The 17,630-nt window shown below is 74.0% G+C and carries 16 protein-coding genes and 1 pseudogene; 8 read left to right on the top strand and 9 right to left on the bottom strand.

Annotation, left to right across the window (positions count from 1 at the left end; genetic code table 11):
- A pseudogene (locus tag ACTJK8_RS07125) lies at positions 1-2,454 on the top strand (hypothetical protein); the annotation flags it as partial.
- Positions 2,455-2,581: 127 nt separating this feature from the next.
- Here ACTJK8_RS07125 and ACTJK8_RS07120 read toward each other — a convergent pair.
- Together ACTJK8_RS07120 and ACTJK8_RS07115 are read right to left on the bottom strand one after the other, a co-directional pair.
- Complete coding sequence (locus ACTJK8_RS07120; protein WP_012318928.1) at positions 2,582-3,022, bottom strand: DUF1489 family protein; 441 nt, start codon at positions 3,020-3,022, stop codon at positions 2,582-2,584.
- Positions 3,023-3,137: 115 nt separating this feature from the next.
- On the bottom strand, positions 3,138-4,472 hold the full coding sequence (locus ACTJK8_RS07115; RefSeq protein WP_440761745.1) for a hypothetical protein: 1,335 nt from the start codon (positions 4,470-4,472) through the stop codon (positions 3,138-3,140).
- A gap of 149 nt (positions 4,473-4,621) precedes the next feature.
- On the opposite strand from ACTJK8_RS07115, the gene ACTJK8_RS07110 reads away from it, so the two are divergent.
- The 6 genes from ACTJK8_RS07110 (at position 4,622) to ACTJK8_RS07085 (ending at position 10,969) form a co-directional block, all read left to right on the top strand.
- Positions 4,622-5,797, top strand: coding sequence for an MFS transporter (locus ACTJK8_RS07110; RefSeq protein WP_012318930.1), 1,176 nt, complete (start codon positions 4,622-4,624; stop codon positions 5,795-5,797).
- Between the two features lie 48 nt (positions 5,798-5,845).
- A complete protein-coding gene (locus tag ACTJK8_RS07105) occupies positions 5,846-7,000 on the top strand; it encodes an ABC transporter permease (protein ID WP_440761744.1) in 1,155 nt (384 codons plus the stop codon).
- Between the two features lie 10 nt (positions 7,001-7,010).
- Complete coding sequence (locus tag ACTJK8_RS07100) at positions 7,011-7,820, top strand: ABC transporter ATP-binding protein (protein ID WP_012318932.1); 810 nt, start codon at positions 7,011-7,013, stop codon at positions 7,818-7,820.
- A gap of 131 nt (positions 7,821-7,951) precedes the next feature.
- Positions 7,952-9,034 (top strand): MlaD family protein, encoded by a 1,083-nt coding sequence (locus tag ACTJK8_RS07095; RefSeq protein WP_012318933.1) that lies wholly within the window; start codon positions 7,952-7,954, stop codon positions 9,032-9,034.
- 121 nt (positions 9,035-9,155) lie between these two features.
- On the top strand, positions 9,156-9,734 hold the full coding sequence (locus tag ACTJK8_RS07090) for an ABC-type transport auxiliary lipoprotein family protein (protein WP_024830276.1): 579 nt from the start codon (positions 9,156-9,158) through the stop codon (positions 9,732-9,734).
- 251 nt (positions 9,735-9,985) lie between these two features.
- Entirely contained in the window at positions 9,986-10,969 is a 984-nt protein-coding gene (locus ACTJK8_RS07085) for a helix-turn-helix domain-containing protein (RefSeq protein ID WP_012318935.1), read from the top strand.
- 33 nt (positions 10,970-11,002) lie between these two features.
- Here the strand turns inward: ACTJK8_RS07085 and ACTJK8_RS07080 are convergent, their stop codons facing one another.
- From ACTJK8_RS07080 to thiE, 3 genes are all read right to left on the bottom strand, one after another.
- Entirely contained in the window at positions 11,003-11,629 is a 627-nt protein-coding gene (locus ACTJK8_RS07080; protein ID WP_012318936.1) for a helix-turn-helix domain-containing protein, read from the bottom strand.
- 158 nt (positions 11,630-11,787) lie between these two features.
- The gene (gene thiD, locus ACTJK8_RS07075; protein WP_012318937.1) at positions 11,788-12,603 is read right to left on the bottom strand and encodes a bifunctional hydroxymethylpyrimidine kinase/phosphomethylpyrimidine kinase; all 816 of its coding nucleotides are present in this window, start codon (positions 12,601-12,603) and stop codon (positions 11,788-11,790) included.
- The gene (gene thiE, locus ACTJK8_RS07070) at positions 12,600-13,394 is read right to left on the bottom strand and encodes a thiamine phosphate synthase (protein WP_440761743.1); all 795 of its coding nucleotides are present in this window, start codon (positions 13,392-13,394) and stop codon (positions 12,600-12,602) included. The genes thiD and thiE overlap by 4 nt, the downstream gene beginning before the upstream one ends.
- Positions 13,395-13,611: 217 nt before the next feature.
- On the opposite strand from thiE, the gene ACTJK8_RS07065 reads away from it, so the two are divergent.
- The gene (locus tag ACTJK8_RS07065; RefSeq protein ID WP_012318939.1) at positions 13,612-14,607 is read left to right on the top strand and encodes an NUDIX hydrolase; all 996 of its coding nucleotides are present in this window, start codon (positions 13,612-13,614) and stop codon (positions 14,605-14,607) included.
- A gap of 335 nt (positions 14,608-14,942) precedes the next feature.
- On the opposite strand, the gene ACTJK8_RS07060 is transcribed toward ACTJK8_RS07065, so the two are convergent.
- The 4 genes from ACTJK8_RS07060 to ACTJK8_RS07045 all read right to left on the bottom strand — a co-directional run bounded on the left by ACTJK8_RS07060 (position 14,943) and on the right by ACTJK8_RS07045 (position 17,616).
- Entirely contained in the window at positions 14,943-15,224 is a 282-nt protein-coding gene (locus ACTJK8_RS07060; RefSeq protein WP_127991125.1) for a DUF333 domain-containing protein, read from the bottom strand.
- A 13-nt stretch (positions 15,225-15,237) separates the two neighbouring features.
- A complete protein-coding gene (gene panB / locus ACTJK8_RS07055; protein ID WP_012318941.1) occupies positions 15,238-16,056 on the bottom strand; it encodes a 3-methyl-2-oxobutanoate hydroxymethyltransferase in 819 nt (272 codons plus the stop codon).
- Positions 16,057-16,177: 121 nt separating this feature from the next.
- On the bottom strand, positions 16,178-16,774 hold the full coding sequence (locus ACTJK8_RS07050; RefSeq protein WP_012318942.1) for a rhodanese-like domain-containing protein: 597 nt from the start codon (positions 16,772-16,774) through the stop codon (positions 16,178-16,180).
- Between the two features lie 2 nt (positions 16,775-16,776).
- A complete protein-coding gene (locus ACTJK8_RS07045) occupies positions 16,777-17,616 on the bottom strand; it encodes a quinoprotein dehydrogenase-associated SoxYZ-like carrier (RefSeq protein ID WP_012318943.1) in 840 nt (279 codons plus the stop codon).
- Positions 17,617-17,630 lie beyond the last annotated feature (14 nt).

Below are 17,630 nucleotides of genomic sequence, written 5' to 3'. Positions count from 1 at the left end.
CGCGCCCTGGACGGCGCCGTCGAGGACCGGACCGGCACCCTCGTGGAGACCTTCGACGCCCGGCTGCGCGCCCTGGACGGCGTGGTCGAGGGCCGCACCGCGGCCCTGGCGCAGGCCGTCGAGGCGCAGAGCGAGGCCCTGGCCCGCGGCGTCGACGCCCGCGCCGACGCCTTCACGCAGCGCATCGACAGCCGCATGCGGCTGTTCGCGACCCTGGTGGCGCAGCGGGCCGACACCCTGGCCACCGCCTTCGACGACCGCCACGAGGCCTTCGCGGGCCTCATGGACGAGCGCACGGCGGCCCTGGTCGCCGCCCTCGACGAGCGGGCCCGCGCCCATGCCGAGCAGGTCGACGCCCACAACGCGGCGCTGGCCGAGACGCTCAGCCGCCGCGAGGCCGCGCTCGCCGGCCTGATCGACGCCCGCACCGAGGCCCTCGGGGCGGGGTTCGAGCGCCGCGCCACGGCGCTCGGCGCCCTGGTGGATGCCCGCGGCGAGGCCCTGTCCCGCCGTCTCGCCGAGAGCGCCGAGACCCTCGTGCGCGCCATCGAGGAGCGCGGCGGCGCGCTGCTCGCGAGCGTCGAGGGCAGCGGCCGCGCCGTCGGCGACAGCCTGGAAGGCCATGTCGAGCGCCTGCGCGGCGCCATCGACGGGCCGATGATGGACCTGTCGCGGGCGCTGTCGGACCGCGCCGAGGCGATCGAGCGGACGCTCGCCGAGACCGGCGTGCCCCTGGCCGAGAGCCTGCGGGAGCGGACCGAGGAGCTGGCCGTGCAGTCGCGGGCCTCGGCCGAGCTGCTGCGCGCCGCCGTCGAGGACGGTGCCGGCCGCACCCTCTCCGAGCTGTTCGAGACCAACGACCGGATGGGCCGCGAGCTCGGCGCGCTGCTCCAGCGGATCGAGGCCGCCAACACGGCGCTGACCGACCTCGTGGCCGGCGCCGACACCAATCTCGGCGCGATCGAGCAGGGTCTCGCCGGCCGGATCGAGCAGGTCCAGGGGGCGCTGGAGCGCATCGCCGCCGAGACCGGCCGCGCCAGCGCCGGCGTGTCGGCCCAGGTCGAGGCCCTGCGCGGCGCCGCCGACGGGGCGCTCAGCGAGGCCTCGCGCCTCGCCGAGACCCTCGACGGCCGCGGCCGCTCGCTCGGGGAGCAGACCGCCGCGCACGTCGCGGCCCTCGACCGGGCCGCGGCCTCCCTGGCGGCCATCGAGGAGCGGCTCGACTCGGCCCTGTCGGGCCGCGAGACCAAGCTGACCGAGGCGCTGGCCGCGTTCGAGGCCCGGGCCGCGGCCCTGGAGCAGAACGGCACCGCCCTGGCGCAGACCATCGAGCAGACCCTGCGCGCCGCCGAGGAGCGCGCCCGCAGCGTCGGCGAGTCCCTGGCCCAGTCGGCCCAGGGGGCCGGGGCCTCGGTGACGAGCGCCTTCGCCGACCTGAAGGACAGCGCCAGCGCCGAGGGCGAGAAGGCCGCCCAGGGCGTCCGGCAGGTCATCGAGGAGGCGGCCCGCGAGATGCGCAGCGGCTTCCAGGAGGCCCAGGCCAGCTTCGGCGACTCCTTCTCGGCCCTGCGCGAGATGGCGGGCTCGATCCGCGGCGAACTCGACGCGACCCGCGCCGAGCTCGCCAAGGGCGTCCTCGAGCTGCCGCGCGAGACGCAGGACGCCACCGGCGAGATGCGCCGGGTGGTGGCGGACCAGATCAAGGCCCTCAACGAGCTGTCGTCCCTGGTCTCCCGCTCCGGCCGCTCGGTCGACGTCGCCCAGCCGCAGGCCCAGCGCCGGGTCGCGGAGGGTGGCGGCCGGGCCGTCGCGGCGGCGCCGACCGCCGCGGCCCCCGCGCCCGCACCGTCGATGCCGACGGTGGCCCCCGCGGCTCCGGCCCTGCCGGCCCCCGCGCCGACGCCCCGCGCCGCCGCGGCCAAGATCGAGGCGCGCCCGGCCGCGCCCGCCCGCCCGGCGCAGGCCGGCGACAAGCGCGGCTGGCTGTCGGACCTGCTGACCCGCGCCTCGCTGGACGACGACGAGGAGCCGGCGACCGACGCGCCGGCCGCCGCCCCGGCGCCCGCGGCGCCGGCCCGCCGCCCCGCGGTGGCGGCCGCCGAGACCGGGCGGATCGCCCTCGACACGATCTCGACCGACATCGCCAAGATGATCGAGCACCGGACCGCGGTCGACCTGTGGGAGCGGTACCGCCGGGGTGAGCCGAACCTGTTCGACCCGCGGATCTACACGCCGCAGGGCCGGGCGACCTTCGCGGAGATCCAGCGCCGCTACAGGACCGACGCGGAGTTCCGCCGCAGCGTCGACCGCTACGTCAGCGAGTTCGAGCGCCTGCTCGGCGACGTGGTCAAGAACGACAGCGACGCCAAGCGCACCGACGCCTACCTGACCTCGGAGACCGGCAAGGTCTACACCATGCTGGCCCATGCCAGCGGGCGCTTCGACGGGGCGTAGGACCGATCCCGCCGGGGCCGTTCGCGGCGCCGGCGGGGCACACGCCGGGGACGACGAGATCCGTCGCACCCGCCCCCGCATCCTGACGTTGCGCGCGGGACCGGGCGGCGCGGGCGCCGCCCCGCCCTCACAGCAGGCCGAGGCCGACCAGTTCGCGCCGCAGGGCCTCGGGCATCTCGGCGAGGTCCCCGGAAGCCTCGGCCCCGAGATCGGCCGGCGCGTCGCGCGCCGTGAGGTAGCGCCAGCCCTGGAACGGCCGGTAGGGCCGGGGCGCCACCGGGACGAGCCGGGGATCGAAGACCAGGCGGCAGCGCGGGATGCCGTCCTCCCCGGTGAGCGGCTCGATCGCGGTGATCGCCTGCCGGCAGGACAGCGTCCCGCGGATCACCCAGTAGATCGAACCGTGGCCGGTGATCTCCCGGTGGCGCTTGGGCAGGGTGCGGGTGACGTGGAACGGGGCCGCTTGCCGGCCGTCCCGGAGCGCCTCCTCCCGGAACCGGGCCTGCCGGGCCTCGAGGTCGGCGATGGTGGCGGGGCCGACGCAGAGCTTGATCAGGTGCAGGGCCACGGATGCGCGTGCTCGGGGTTGCCGGGGGCGCCCCTGATAGCAGGGTCCGCGCCGTGGCGCGCCTGTCGAACCGCCCCGCCGCGCGGCGTCGGCGCCGAGGCCCGGTCGGAGCCTGTCAGGCGAACAGCGCGAGCCGCTGCTCCGGCGTCAGCGCGTCGATCTCGGCGAAGCTCAGGGCCGGCTCCTCCGGCGGCATCGCCGGCTCCGGGGCCGCCGCGACGGTTTCGCCCCAGGTGAGGTCGGCCAAGTCCCCCGCCATGTCCTCCGCCATGTCCTGCGCGATGTCCTGCGCGATGTCCTGCGCGAGATCCTCCTCGACCGCTCCGGTCGCGGCGTCGGGCTCCGGCGTGGCCTCGGCGAACGTCGCGGCGGCGGGCGGGGAGGCGACCTCCGGGGCCGGCTCCGGCACCATCTCCGGGCCGTCCTCCGGGAGGGGCCCGAAATCGACCGCCCCGTCGGCCTCCAGATCGGTCGTCGCGCCAGATTCAGGGTCGGCCGCAGGTGCGGCCTCCGATCCGTCCGCCAGCGCGGTGCCCAGGTCCGTGTCCGACGCGTCCGCGAGCCCGGCCGCCTCGACCGGTTCGACGTCGCCGTCCGTCTCGGCCACCGGCTCAGGCGCGGATGGCGAGGCGCCGGCCAGCCCGGCCGGCATCTCGGCCGCGGGCTCGGTCTCCGGCGCCCGGGCCTCCGCCTGGACCGGCAGGAACACCAGGTCCTCGTGCAGCGCCGGGCTGCCGGGGCGGGCCACCAGGGCCGCCACGGTGACGGCCGGCACGTCCATGGCGATGTAGCGGTCGATGTCGCTCTGGTTCAGGTCGGCCGGCTCGCCGTCCGGCCGCGCGCCCCGGTGGGGCGGCACCCGCACCGCGTCCTCGCCCCAGATGGCGATCATCGCGGAGACCCGGTCCTCCAGGTAGCGCAGGGTGTAGACGATCCGGGCGGTGCGCTGCGCGGTCAGGTCCTGGAAGGAGCAGGCCGTGTAGATCGCGGTCGCGTGGCGGTCGAGGGCGTCGCAGGCCTGCGCGTCGGCCCCGCGCTCGCGCAGGGTCCAGGCCGCCTCCTGGATCGACTCGGCGGCGCTGAGGATGTCGGAGGTCGCCTGCTCGGTCTCGCGCACGATGGCGTCGAGAGCGAGGGACGCCTGTGTCAGACGGGTCTCGTCGCCGTTCGGGGCGTTGAGCGCCGCGATCTCGCCCTTGGTCCGGCTGATCGCGTCGGCCATGTCGAGGAGGTTGCCGCGCAGGTGCCCGAAGGCCTCCTGCCCGCGGTCGGCGGTGACGCTCCGCTCCAGCCGCGCGATCGCCCCGAGCAGCACCTCGGTCTCGGCACCCCGGTTGCGCCGGGCATACTCGGCGAGGAACCAGCGGCCGCGCTCGCTGGCGCTGATCGTCGCCTCGATCGCCTCGTACTCGGCCGACGCGTGCGCGCTCGGGTTGACGGAACCGAACATGGGCCTCTCTGGACGCTCGATGCGGGCGCGGCGGCGGCCCGCCCCGGTGCGCACCGATCCCCGGGAATTTGACAGAGGCCCTTTAACGGGGGCTTACGGACGCCCTCCCGGCTCCGCCTCCGCCCCCTCCCCGCTCGTCGAGACCCGCCTTGCCCCGCCCGTCCGGCCCGGCGCGCCTGTCGCTGCTCTACGCCGTGGTGTTCACCGAGATCGGCATCGCGATGCCGTTCATGCCCCTGTGGCTCGACGCCCTGGGGCTGGATGCCCGGGTGATCGGCGTCCTCCTCGCCCTGCCGATCGCCACGCGGATCGCCGCCACGGCGCCGCTGATGAGCCTCCTCGACCGCGGCCTCGGCCCCCGGCGGCTGATCCTGCTCGGCAGCCTCGCCCTGAGCCTGACCTACGCGCTGATGCCCGCCGCGGCCGGGATCGCGTGGCCGCTGCTGGCCGGGCTGATCGTGCTCAACGCGGTCGCCGGCGCGCCGCTCGTGCCCTGCATCGACTACCTGACGCTCGCCGCCGTGCGCCGGGATGCCCGCCTCGCCTACTCGCGGATCCGGATGGCGGGCTCCATCGCGTTCCTGCTGGCGAACCTCGCGGGCGGCGTGCTGCTGACGGCGCTCGGCGGCCGGCTCGCCGTGCCGCTGCTCCTGACCGGCCTCGCCCTCGGCGCGGCGCTGGTGGCGTGGCGCAGCCGCGCGGTGGCGGCCCTGCCGCCGTCGGCGGAGGGCGACGGCCGGAAGCGGCTGCCGCCCAGGCTCTGGCTGTGCATCGGCGCGGCGGCCGCGATCCAGGCGAGCCACGGGGCGATCTACGGGTTCGGCAGCATCTACTGGACCGGCCAGGGCATCCCGCCCGCCTGGGTCGGCGCGCTCTGGGCGATCGGCGTGCTGGCCGAGATCGCCCTGTTCGCCGGCCTGCCCGCCCTGCCCGCCGCCTGGCGCAGCCCGGTGCGGCTCCTCGGCGCCGGGGCCGTCGCGGCGATCCTCCGGGCGATCGGCATGTACCTCCTCGGCGACCATCTCGCGGCGCTGGTGCCGCTCCAGTGCCTCCACGGCCTGACCTTCGGGGCGACGCAGCTCGGCGCCATGGCGGCGGTCTCGGCCTACGCCCCCGACGGCGCGCGGGGCCGGGCGCAGGGCACCCTCAGCGCGGTCAATGCCGGGATCTCGGTGGTCGCGACCCTGGTGAGCGGCGTCGCCTACCGGGCCGGCGGCCCCCTCGCCTTCCTGCTGATGGCGCCGCTCGCCGCCGCGGGACTGGGCCTCGCCCTGGCCTCCCGCCGCGCGCTGGGGGTGCGGTTGGAGACGGATCGTCAACCGTAATGTCGTCATAACCGCCGGGCAGGGTGGTGCCTCGATCGAGGAGTAAGGGTGTTGCTGAGCGAGGGCAGTGTTCCCGGCGCCTTGGCCGGCGCCGCGCTGCGGGACCGGTCGGCCGACGGCCGCCTGGCGCTCGACGGCCGCTGGACCGCCGACCAGGCCCCGACCGTCGAGGCCGCGGCCGCGCGCATCGCGGCGGCCGGCCGCGCCGGGCCGGTGGCGGTCGACCTGTCGGGGATCGAGCGCCTCGACACCCTGGGCGCCTGGGTCCTGGAGCGGACCCGCGCCGAGATCGAGCAGGCGGGCAGCGCGCTCACCTATCTCGGCGCCCGCCCGGAGCACCACATTCTGCTGGGCGAGGTCCGGCTGCGCGAGCCGGACGCGCCGCCGCCGCGGCGGCACGGCCCGGTCGTCGGCCTGCTCGACGCCACCGGCCGCCGCACCGTGCAGGGCGGCCACGAGTTCGTCACCGCCCTCGCCTTCCTGGGCGAATTGATCGCCGCCTGCGGGCGCGTCGCCCTGCGGCCCGGCACGTTCCGCGGCAACGCCCTGATCAACCAGATCCAGCAGGTGGCGCTCAACGGCACGCCGATCATCGTGCTGATCTCGTTCCTCGTCGGCGGCATCGTCGCCCAGCAGGGCATCTTCCAGCTCCAGCGCTTCGGCGCCCAGACCTTCGTGGTCAACCTGATCGGCCTCCTGATCCTGCGCGAGATGGGCGTGCTGCTCACCTCGATCATGGTCGCGGGCCGCTCCGGCTCGGCGATCACCGCCGAGATCGGCTCCATGCGCATGCGCGAGGAGGTCGACGCGCTCCGGGTCATGGGCCTCGACCCCGTCGAGATCCTGATCGTGCCCCGGGTGCTCGCGCTGATGATCGGCCTGCCGATGCTGACGCTGATCGGCGACCTGGCGGCGCTCGCCGGCGGCGGCCTCACCGCGATGCTCTACGGCGGCCTGACCCTCGACCAGTTCCTGGTCCGGCTCCAGGCGGCGGTGGGCGTGCACCACGTCATGGTCGGCCTGATCAAGGCGCCGTTCATGGCGCTGACCATCGGGGTGATCGCCACGATCGAGGGCTTCGCGGTCGAGGGCTCCGCGGAATCGCTCGGCCGTCACGTCACCGCGTCGGTGGTGAAGTCCATCTTCATGGTCATCGTCCTCGACGGCCTGTTCGCGGTGTTCTTCGCCGCGATCGACTTCTGAGGCCGCCGCGATGGATGCCCCGATGACCGCCTCGCCGAATGGCCCCGCGCCGATCATCCGCGTGCGCGACCTCGTGGTCGGCTTCCGCGACCGCAACATCCTGAAAGGCCTGAGCCTGGACATCCGCGCCGGCGAGATCCTGGGCTTCGTCGGCCCCTCGGGCCAGGGCAAATCGGTGCTGACCCGGACGATCCTGGGCCTCAACCCCAAGCGGGCCGGCACGATCGAGGTGTTCGGCCGGGACGTCGACGCGTTGACCTACGCCGAGCGGCGCCGGATGGAGCAGCGCTGGGGCGTGCTGTTCCAGCAGGGCGCCCTGTTCTCGGCGCTGACCGTCAAGCAGAACATCCAGGTGCCGATGCGCGAGCACCTGAACCTGTCCGAGCGCCTGCTCGACGAGTTCGCCCGGCTCAAGATCGAGATGGTCGGCCTGAAGCCCGACGCCGCCGACAAGCTGCCCTCGGAACTGTCGGGCGGCATGATCAAGCGTGCGGCCCTGGCCCGCTCCCTGGCGCTCGATCCCGAGATCCTGTTCCTGGACGAGCCGACCTCGGGCCTCGACCCGATCGGCGCGGGCGAGTTCGACGACCTCGTCTCGACCCTCAAGGAGACGCTGGGGCTGACCGTGTTCATGGTCACCCACGACCTCGACAGCCTCTACACCGCCTGCGACCGCATCGCGGCGCTCGGCGACGGCCAGATCATCGCCGCCGGCACGATCGACGAGATGCTGGCGAGCGACCATCCCTGGCTGCGCTCGTACTTCCACGGCAAGCGCGCCCGGACCATCGCCACGGGCGGCGCCTCGGCCCATGCCTGATCCGATCGCTGATCCGATGCCTGATCCGGTGCCCGGTCGCCGCCCCACCCAGATCCCGCCCTGCTCCCGTCCGGGAGCCGGGGCTCCAGGCCCGGCCGGATCTCCGCCGGCCAGAACCGCAGGTTGAGCGCATGGAAACCCGCGCGAACTACGCCCTGATCGGGGCCTTCACGATCGCCGTCATCCTGGCGGGCTTCGGCACCGTGCTGTGGCTCTCCGGCGGCTCGTCGCGGCAGGTCAGCCAGCTCGTCCGCATCGTCTTCTCCGGCTCGGTCGGGGGATTGTCGCGCGGCTCGAGCGTGAACTTCAACGGCATCAAGGTCGGCGAGGTCACCGATATCCGCCTCGCCCCGCAGGATCCCCGCCGGGTGCTCGCCACGATCAAGGTCGATCCCGCGACCCCGCTCCGGGCCGACACCCGCGCCCGGCTCGACTCGGCGATGCTCACCGGCGTCTCGGTGATCTCCCTGTCGGGCGGCAACGCCGACGCGCCGGTGCTGACCCCGATGGCCAACGGCGAGCCGCCGACGATCTTCGCCGATTCCTCCGACATGCAGGACATGATGGCGCTGGCCCGCCAGGTGGCGCAGCGGGCCGACGACATGCTGGCCCGCCTCGACCGGCTCGTCTCCGCCAACGAGGGGGCGATCAACCGGTCGCTCGCCAATGTCGAGACCTTCTCGAAGACGCTGGCCGATGCCGGCCCGAACATCTCCGCGCTGGTCAAGGCCGTGGACGGGGCCAAGCTCGGCCGGGTGATCGACAACGCCGACCGCTTCTCGGCCGCCCTGTCCAAGGCCAGCCCCGACATCGAGGCCGGCCTGCACGACGCCCGGCTGCTCGCCGGCAAGCTCAGCGCCTCGGCCGACAAGATCGACGCCGTGCTCAACGGGGCCGAGAGCTTCCTGGGCTCGGCCTCCGGCCAGGAGGGCTCCAGCACCTTCGCGGAGATCCGCGCGGCGGCGATCTCGGTGCGCGACGCCGGCAAGGCGTTCCGGACCATGTCGGAGAACCTCGACAAGCGCACCGCCAGCATCTCGGCCAATTTCGGCCGGCTGAGCGGCACCGGCCGCCGGGAGGTGGAGGCCCTGTCGGGGGACGGGCAGCGGACGCTGAGCACCCTCAACCGCACGGTGCGCAGCCTGGAGCGCGACCCGAGCCAGGTGATCTTCGGCGGCAAGCCTTCGTTGCCTGAATACAACGGTGGCCGGTGAAATGCCGCGTCGCCGGGCGGATGTGTCCCGGCGCACGGCACGGATGCCGCGGCGGATTAGTTTTAACCGCATAGCTTATACAGCTCCGCCGTTCGCCGGCGGGGTCCCTCAGGTCATGCGTATGGTCCGCTCGTCCCACATCGCCGCCGCCGCGCTGCTCGCCGCCTTCCTGGGCGGCTGCGGCGGCGCGGCGCCCCTCACCTTCGACCTCGCGGCGCTGCCGGCCGCGGGGCGGCCGATCGCGGCCGGCCGCTCGATCGTGGTCTCGGAGCCGGTGAGCATCCAGCCCTTCGAGGCCGACCGGATCATCGTCCGCGAGAACGGCGGCGCCCTGTCCTTCCTGGGCGGCGGCCAGTGGGCCGACCGGCTGCCGCGCCTGATCCAGACGCGGCTCATCCAGAGCCTGGAGAATTCCGGGCGGCTCCGCTCCGTGAGCCGGCCCGGCGACAAGGTCGTGGCCGATTACCAGCTGATCAGCGAGATCCGCGCCTTCGACGTGCAGTCCGGGACCGGCGAGGCCGTGGTCGACCTGTCGCTGAAGCTCGTGGCCGACGGCACCGGCAGGGTCGCGGCAGCGCGGATCTTCACGGCCCGCGTCCCGGTGTCCAAGATCGATGCCGGCAGCGGCGCCCGCGCCCTCGATCAGGCGCTGACCGTCGTGCTGGCCGACGTGGTGCGCTGGGTGAACAGCGGGCGCTGAGGCCCCGCGGCCGGCCCGCGCCGACGCCCCCGCCGGGGCGGGGCGCTCGCGACGGAACGTCTTCCGAATGCCAGCCGTGCGGATCCGCTCCACGGCCCGACAGGCGCCACGGGTGATGGGACGGGCCCGACGGTCCATCGTGGGCGCGCGGGATTTCCTGCCGATCAATCCGTGTCCCGCGGCGCCGCGGCGGCGTGCGTGGACGGGGCGCGGTTGCGGTTCGCAGCAATCGCGGTCATACGGCTGCCGCGATGCAGACTCTGTTCTCAACCGAAGGTGTATCGGAGAAGGATAGGTTTCGCCTGTGGCGAGACGTCTGCGAAGATCGCCTGGTTCCGATGGCGCAGGACCGTCTCAACGACGATCCGTTTCACGCGACGATCGAGGGAGCCAGTATCGGCGGCCTGGTCTTCACGAAATTCGCGCTGCGCAACCTGCGGGCGGCCACGACGCCGCGCACGCTTCGCCATGAGAACCACAAGACTGACCACCTGTTCATGAGCATCGTGCTCTCGGGACAGGTCCGCGCGGATCAGTACGATCGGTCGAGCACGGATCGGGTCGGCGACTTCTCGATCCGGGATACGAATACACCCTGGACGATCGAGCACGGCGGCTACAGCGAGGTGCTGGCCATCGGGATCCCGCGGGAGCGGCTGGAGGGGGCTCTGGGCTCCGCACGCCTGTTCGCCGGCGTGACTGTCGGCGGCGATCTGCCGACCGCGACCCTGACCCGGTCGTTCCTGGGCAACCTGCTCAGCCTGGGCGACCGGCTGACGCCCCAGGTGGCCGAGAGCATGGTCTCCACGGGGCTCGACCTCATCGTCGCCAGCCTCGCGGAGCGGCTCGCGCGGGAGGCGCAGCAGCCCGTCCAGGACAGCGTCGTGGTGCAGCGCGCCCGGGCCTATCTCGAGGCCCATCTCCACGATCCGACCCTGGACCCGCCCCGGCTCGCGGCCGCGGCCGGCGTGTCCCTGCGCCGGCTGCAGGCGCTGTTCCGCGCGCAGGACCGGCACATCGCCGACTGGATCTGGCACCGCAGGCTCGAGGCGGCCGCCAAGCGCTTGGCCGATCCGGGCTGCCTCCACATGCCGCTGGGGACCCTGGCGTATGGCTGCGGCTTCCTCAGCCAGTCCCACTTCTCCCGCCGCTTCAAAGAGCGCTACGGCCTGAGCCCCCGCGACTACCGCATGCGCGCCCTCGCGCCGGGCGCCGCCGCCAGTCCGGAGCGCTGACCGGGGGCTTGACCGGGGCTCGGCCGGGCCGCCTCACTCCATCACGGCGGCCTTCATGATCACCACCATGGTGGCCCGGGCCGGGCCGTCCGTGCAGCGCACGAGGTGGGGCCGGTCACAGCGGTAGCGCAGGGTCTCGCCGGCCCGCGCCCGCTGCACGACGCCGCCGATCTCGACCTCGAACGCGCCCTCGGTGACCGAGAGGGATTCCACCGAGCCGCGCTGGTGCGGGTCCGAGTCGAGGACGCCGCCCGGATCGGCCGTGACCTCGTACCATTGCAGCCACTCGATCGTCTTGAGCCAGCCGATGATCGCCAGCCGCACCTTCCCGTCCTCGGAGACGAGGATCGGCGTGTCGGCCCGGGAGGTCTTCTCGATGAACGGCTCCTCGTCGCCGGCCGCCAGCACCCGCTCGATCGACACGTCGAGGGCCTGGGACAGGCGCCAGATCGTCGCCAGCGTCGGGTTGGTCTCGTTGCGCTCGATCTGGCTGATGATCGACTTGGCCACGCCGGACTGCTCGGCGAGTTCCGAGAGCGAGAGGTTGTAGGCCTTGCGCAGCCGCTGGATGGTCTTGCCGAGCTGGCCGGAGAGCGCCTGCGCCCCGGTCAGCAGGTCGCGCCCGCGCGCCCGGTCGGGCCGTTCCGCCTGATCCTGCATCGTCCCCGATCCGCCTGCACCGTTCCGTTATCCGAACGATCGTGCGCTTCTTCAAACGCAATCGACGCCCGGTTGCAAGGCGGCGCCCGGCGCGCGCAGCGGCGTGCGCACCGGAAAGCGCCGGCCCAGGACCGGCCCAGCACCGGCCCAGGACCGGCCTAGGACCAGACGGCGTGGAAGTGGTGGACCGGCCCGTGCCCCGTTCCGACCGCGAGGCTGTCCGCCGCCGCGAGGGCGGCCGTGAGGTAGGCCTTGGCCTCCGCCACCGCCTCCGGCAGCGCCAGGCCCTGGGCGAGGCCCGCCGCGACCGCGGCCGAGAGCGTGCAGCCGGTGCCGTGTGTGTTGCGCGTCGCGATCCGCGGCGCCGACAGGGTCCGCAGGGCGCCGTCCGCCGTCACGAGGTGGTCGATGCTCTCCCGCCCCGTGCCGTGGCCGCCCTTGATCAGCACCGCCCTGGCGCCGAGGGCGACCAGCCGGCGCGCCTGGGCCACGATCGCCGCCGCGTCCGCGGCGACGGGCTCGCCGAGGAGCACCGCCGCCTCCGGCAGGTTGGGGGTGATCAGGTCGGCCCGGGGCAGCAGCCGCTCGCGCAGCGTCGCCACGGCGGCGTCGGTGATCAGCCGGTCGCCGCTGGTGGCGACCATCACCGGATCGAGGACCACCGGGATCGCTCCGGCGCGCCGCGCCAGGCCTTCGGCGACCGCCGCGATCACCGCGGTCTGCGACAGCATGCCGATCTTCACGGCCTTCACGGCGAGGTCGGCGAACACGCTGTCGATCTGCCGGGCGACGAAATCCGCCGGCACGTCGTGGATGCCCTGGACGCCGATCGTGTTCTGCGCGGTCAGGGCCGTGATCACGCTGGCGCCGTAGACGCCCAGCGCCGAGAAGGTCTTGAGGTCCGCCTGGATGCCGGCACCGCCGCCGGAATCCGAGCCCGCGATCGTGACCGCGATGGGCGCCGGGCCGCTCATCGGGCGCCGGCCCGCTCCGCCAGGGCGCCGTCGATCCGCGCGCGCAGGTCGTGGGCGCGCTGGCGCACCGAGTCGGCGCCGAACAGGGCGGTGATGACCGCGACGCCGTCCGCCCCCGCGGCGACGACCGCGGCGGCGTTGTCGAGGCCGATCCCCGCGATGGCGCCGAGCGGCAGGCCGGCCCCACGGGCGAGGCGGGCGCGGAAGGCGATGCTGGCGAAGCCGTCGAGGCCCACCGGCGGGTCGGGGTTGTCCTTGCTGGTGGTGGCGAACACGCCGCCGATGCAGGCGTAGTCGACGGGCAGCCGGTACAGCTCGTCGGCCTGGGCGGGCTTCTTCAGGGTGAGGCCGATGATCGCGCCCTCCCCCAGGAGCCGGCGCGCGTCGGCCGGGTGGAGGTCGCTCTGGCCGAGATGCACCCCGTCGGCTCCGGCCGCCAGGGCGAGGTCGACGCGGTCGTTGACGAGGACCGGGACGCGGCCGCCCACCGCTGCCAGGATCGCCCGGATCCGCGCCAGGGCGGCGCGGGCATCGGCGATGTCCTTCTCGCGGTACTGGAGCAGGGTGCAGCCTCCCGCCACCGCCTCCGCGCCGAGTTCCGCCAGCCGCGCCCCGTCGGCGCCGCAGACGCCGACATCGAGGAGCCCGTAGAGGCGCAGGTCGACGGCCCGGCTGCCGGCCGCGGAGGACGGCGCGGGGGAATTCGCAGGGGAATTCGCAGGGGAATTCGCAGGGGAATTCGCAGGGGAATTCGCAGGGGAATTCGCGGGGGAAGTCGCGCTCGCTGGCATCGCTGTCGTCGCTCGATCCGCCTCGGCCGGCCCCGTGCCGGCCCGCCCCGGCCCCTGTTTGGGCAGGCCTCGCCGCGTTGGCAAGCGGCCGTCGGCGCGCGGTGCGTCGACGGGGCCCCCCGCTCCGTCATACGGCGGCGTTGACGCGCGGCGATCCTGCCCCCCTATAGGCGGGATCCGCTACGGCGCATCCCGGGGGACGGACGGTCGAGGAACGATGACGGGTGCCGCGACGCAGACGGACGCGCGCGGGGGGCAGGCCCCGCCGGAGCGCTCCTCCGTAGGCCTCGTCGCGGTGATCGTCGCCGCGACCAAGGGGGAGCCGCGCGCCCTGACGATCCGGGTCCCGGACCAGGCGCCCGGCCGCGGCGACGGCCTGCCGGCCGGTCCCCTCGTCCCCGAGCACGCCACGCTGGAGCGCGGCCTGCGCGCCTGGGTGGAGCGGCAGACGCACCAGCGCCTCGGCTACGTGGAGCAGCTCTACACCTTCGGCGACCGCGACCGCTCCGGCACGGCGACCCTGTCGGGGGTGCACTCGCTCTCGGTGGCCTATCTGGCGCTCGTCCGCGAGGAGCGGCCGGCGGGGCTCGCCGAGGCCGCGTGGCAGAACTGGTACCGCTACCTGCCCTACGAGGATTTCCGGCAGGGGCGCCCGCGCCAGCTCGACGCCATCGAGGCGCGGCTCGCCGAATGGGCGTCCGAGCCCGAGGATTGCGCCGCGCGGACCCGCCGCCTGGACCGCCTCGGCCTGACCTTCGGCATGAACGGCGGCACGTGGAACGAGGAGCGCGTCCTGGAGCGCTACGAGCTGCTGTTCGAGGCCGGGCTGATCCCGGAGGCGAAGGGCAATCCGGGCCCGGCCCTGCCGAACGACCCGACCGGCGTGCCCATGGCCTTCGACCACCGGCGGGTGCTCGCCACCGCGATCGGCCGGCTGCGGGGCAAGATCAAGTACCGCCCGGTGGTGTTCGAGCTGATGCCGCCGGAGTTCACCCTGCTGCAGCTGCAGAAGACCGTGGAGGCCCTGTCGGGGACGCAGCTGCACAAGCAGAATTTCCGGCGCCTCGTGGCCCAGCAGGGGCTGGTGGAGGAGACCGAGAGCGTCACCAGCGGCGCCGCCGGCCGGCCGGCGCGGCTGGTGCGCTTCCGCCGGGAGGTGCTGCTGGAGCGCCCGGCCCCGGGCCTGCGGCTGCCGTCGCGGCGCGCGGGGTGACGGCGGCGATCCGTCCCGCCGCGCGAGGGTGCCGAGCCCGCCGGCGTCGAGCGCGTCGCCCGCCAGGGCCGCCGCGACCGTCGCGGTCACGGGCTCGGTCAGGGAGGCGATCCGGACGACCGTGTCGGGGTCGACCGGCTCCCGTCCCGGCCGCGATCAGGCCGAGGGCGAGGCACGCGCGGACGCGGCGCCGGCGCGATCGGGCCCGCCGCATGGGTCGTCGATCCCGCCTGAGAGAGCGCGCACGACGAGAGTGGCCTCGTCGGGCGGCCGAGATCACTCACGCCGGCCCGATGGCCACGGATGAGGACTGTTCGGGGACCGGGCCGGCCGGGCTACCGGAACGGGTCGGCGCCGGGTGCCGGCTTCACGCCGTGGAGCATCCGGTACAGCGTCCATTCCTCGACGATCTTCCGGCCCGGAAGGGCGCAGAGCCCGATCGTGCCGCCGTCGGGCAGCTTCGCGAGGATCGACTGCCCGCCCATCGTCGCGCAGAAGGCCGAGGCCGGATTCTCCAGTGCCCGCGCCGCTCCCGGTCCGGCGACCGCGGCGCAGACCGCGAGCGCGCGGACAGGCCACGCGGCGGCAGCGCTCCACGGCCCGATCACGCACTTCATGGGCCGCCCTGCCCTACCCGTAGGTGTGGTCGTCGGCCGGGAACCGCCCGGCCCGGACCTCGTCGGCGTAGGCCTTCACGGCGTCCTCGATGTGGGTCCGCAGGCTCCCGAACTGGCGCACGAATTTCGGCGTGCGCTCGGACAGCCCGAGCATGTCCTCCAGAACCAGGATCTGCCCGTCGCAGACCGCCGAGGCGCCGATGCCGATCGTGGCGGCGGTGACCCGGGGCGAGGACGCGATCGCCCGCGCCACCGGCTCGACGATGCCCTCGAGCACGATCGCGAAGGCGCCGGCCTCCGAGATGGCGCGGGCATCCTCCAGGAGTCGGCGCTCGTCGTCCGGCCCCCGGCCCTGCACCTTGAAGCCGCCCATCGTGTTCACCGCCTGCGGGGTGAGGCCGATATGGCCCATCACCGGAACGCCGCGCTGGACGAGGAACGCCACCGTCTCGGCGAAATGGGCGCCGCCCTCCATCTTGATCGCGCCGGCGCCGGTCTCCTTCAGGACCCGGGAGGCGTTCAGGAAGGCCTGCTCCCGGCTCGCCTCGTAGGAGCCGAACGGCATGTCGACCACGACCAGCGCCTTCTCGGTGCCGCGGATCACCGCCTGGGCCTGGAGGATCATCATCTCCAGGGTCACGGGGATCGTCGATTCCATCCCGTGCATGACCATGCCGAGGGAATCGCCCACGAGGATGAAGTCGCAATAGGGATCGACGATGCCGGCCGTGTGGGCGTGGTAGGCGGTGAGCGCGATGATCTTGCGCCCCTCGGCCTTGCGCTTGCCGATATCGATCGCCCGGAGCCGTCGGGACTGCACGACCTGCGACATGGTTCAGACCTCATTCCGGCCACCCAGGACGAGGCGCGGGTCCCCTCTCCCGCCCGGGAGCGGGCGCGCCCGCTCCGTGAGCCTCGTTCCGGGCCTCTCTTACATGGCCCGGCGCCGCGGGTCAGCGCCCCGCTTGCGGCTCGGCACCCGCCTTCCAGTCCGGATCGACCGTCAGGTTCGCGGTCTCGTGCTGCTCCTGCCAGCCCTCGACCCCCTGCGGGAACCAGCGCACGCCGGTATAGCCCTTCAGCACCAGCCGCTTGGCGGCGTTCCAGCTGCCCCAGCACTCGACGTGGCAGAACACCACGACGGGCTTGGCCTTGTCGCCCCCGGTCAGGGCCGCGACGCGGGCGTAGAACAGCGCCTCGCGCGCCGGCGCCAGGGGCTCGGCGCCGGCCTCCGGCATCCAGACGGCGCCGGGGATCGACGGATGCACCGGCAGCCAGAGGCGGCCCTCCGGGAAGTTCGACGGCTTGCGGTCCGGCGCCGCCACGTCGAGCAGCACCGGCTTGTCGGGCCCGGCCATCAGGGCGGCGACGGCGTCGGCGTCGACCACCGCGGCGCCCTTGAGGGTCGGCGGCGTGTAGCCCTTCGGGGGACCGGCGTAGAGGCCCTCCGGCTCGGGGACGTTCACCGGGGAGTCGGCCGGGGCCGCGGCGAGGCAGAGGAGCGCGGCGCAGGCCGCCGCGGCCCGGCCGGTCAGGAGGAGGCGCCGCATGGTCAGTTCGTCGGGCTCGGCGGGGTGAAGCTGTGCTGCCACTGGCCGCCCTGGTTGTCGGAGGCCGCCACCTGGATCGGCTTGCCGTCCGGCTTGAACGCGAAGTTGATCACCGGGTTCGACGCGATCGAGATGTCGCCCGTCATGGTGAAGACCTTCCGGTCGCCCGCCGAGACGGTCAGCTTGTCGATGTAGCGCGCCGGCGTGTAGTCGCGGGTCACCTGGTTCATCTGCATGCCGGAGAAGTTCGGGTGGCGGATCATCAGCGTCGCCTCGACGGGCTTGCCGGCCGCCGTCTCGGCGAACTTCATGCGCATGTCGCCCATGCCCTTCATGGCCTCCTCGTCGCTCATGCCCATCGGGGCCGAGCAGCCGCCGGAGGCCTTCACGAACTGCTTGGCCTCGTAGAGCTTGCCGTCCGTCGTCTCCACCACGGCGTGCATGTCGGTGTAGTTGTTGACCCGCACGCGCAGCTTCAGCTCCGCCGGGTCGGCGGCCGGCCCGAACTCGAACTTGGCCGCGTAGGGCGCCGGGTTGTCGTCGATGATCAGCGAGACCGCCTTGATCTGCCCGTCGTTGGGCATGGTCAGGGTGATCGGCACCAGGGCGGCGTCGAGCGCCCGGGCGGGCGCCTCGATCTTCACGAGGCTGTCGGTCGGGGCGATCTGGCGGTCGCCGAAGATCGACTTGGCGATCTCCTGCCAGCGGGCCGCCCGCTCCTGGTCGGTGTCGGAGGCGCCGGCTGCCCGCGCGGCGCCGGCGAGCGGTCCGGACAGGGCCGTGGTCGCCAGGACGAGGCCGAGGGCGAGGGTGGAGAAGGTCTGTCCGATCCTGTGCGTCATGGCGTGCCTCCCGA

This window comes from Methylobacterium sp. 22177 (assembly GCF_052045615.1).
In the GTDB taxonomy this organism is placed as follows: domain Bacteria; phylum Pseudomonadota; class Alphaproteobacteria; order Rhizobiales; family Beijerinckiaceae; genus Methylobacterium; species Methylobacterium radiotolerans.
The sequence above is the reverse complement of the archived record's forward strand: the minus strand, read 5'-3'. Positions and strand labels throughout refer to the sequence as shown.

What these genes read in the sequence shown, in the direction of transcription:
- ACTJK8_RS07115 (WP_440761745.1), bottom strand. Translation starts at nt 4,472, where the DNA reads ATGTTCGGTTCCGTCAACCCGAGCGCGCACGCGTCGGCCGAGTACGAG.
- ACTJK8_RS07100 (WP_012318932.1), top strand. Translation starts at nt 7,011, where the DNA reads ATGGATGCCCCGATGACCGCCTCGCCGAATGGCCCCGCGCCGATCATC.
- ACTJK8_RS07095 (WP_012318933.1), top strand. Translation starts at nt 7,952, where the DNA reads ATGGAAACCCGCGCGAACTACGCCCTGATCGGGGCCTTCACGATCGCC.
- ACTJK8_RS07090 (WP_024830276.1), top strand. Translation starts at nt 9,156, where the DNA reads ATGGTCCGCTCGTCCCACATCGCCGCCGCCGCGCTGCTCGCCGCCTTC.
- ACTJK8_RS07085 (WP_012318935.1), top strand. Translation starts at nt 9,986, where the DNA reads ATGCAGACTCTGTTCTCAACCGAAGGTGTATCGGAGAAGGATAGGTTT.
- ACTJK8_RS07080 (WP_012318936.1), bottom strand. Translation starts at nt 11,629, where the DNA reads ATGCAGGATCAGGCGGAACGGCCCGACCGGGCGCGCGGGCGCGACCTG.
- thiD (WP_012318937.1), bottom strand. Translation starts at nt 12,603, where the DNA reads ATGAGCGGCCCGGCGCCCATCGCGGTCACGATCGCGGGCTCGGATTCC.
- thiE (WP_440761743.1), bottom strand. Translation starts at nt 13,394, where the DNA reads ATGCCAGCGAGCGCGACTTCCCCCGCGAATTCCCCTGCGAATTCCCCT.
- ACTJK8_RS07065 (WP_012318939.1), top strand. Translation starts at nt 13,612, where the DNA reads ATGACGGGTGCCGCGACGCAGACGGACGCGCGCGGGGGGCAGGCCCCG.
- ACTJK8_RS07060 (WP_127991125.1), bottom strand. Translation starts at nt 15,224, where the DNA reads ATGAAGTGCGTGATCGGGCCGTGGAGCGCTGCCGCCGCGTGGCCTGTC.
- panB (WP_012318941.1), bottom strand. Translation starts at nt 16,056, where the DNA reads ATGTCGCAGGTCGTGCAGTCCCGACGGCTCCGGGCGATCGATATCGGC.
- ACTJK8_RS07050 (WP_012318942.1), bottom strand. Translation starts at nt 16,774, where the DNA reads ATGCGGCGCCTCCTCCTGACCGGCCGGGCCGCGGCGGCCTGCGCCGCG.
- ACTJK8_RS07045 (WP_012318943.1), bottom strand. Translation starts at nt 17,616, where the DNA reads ATGACGCACAGGATCGGACAGACCTTCTCCACCCTCGCCCTCGGCCTC.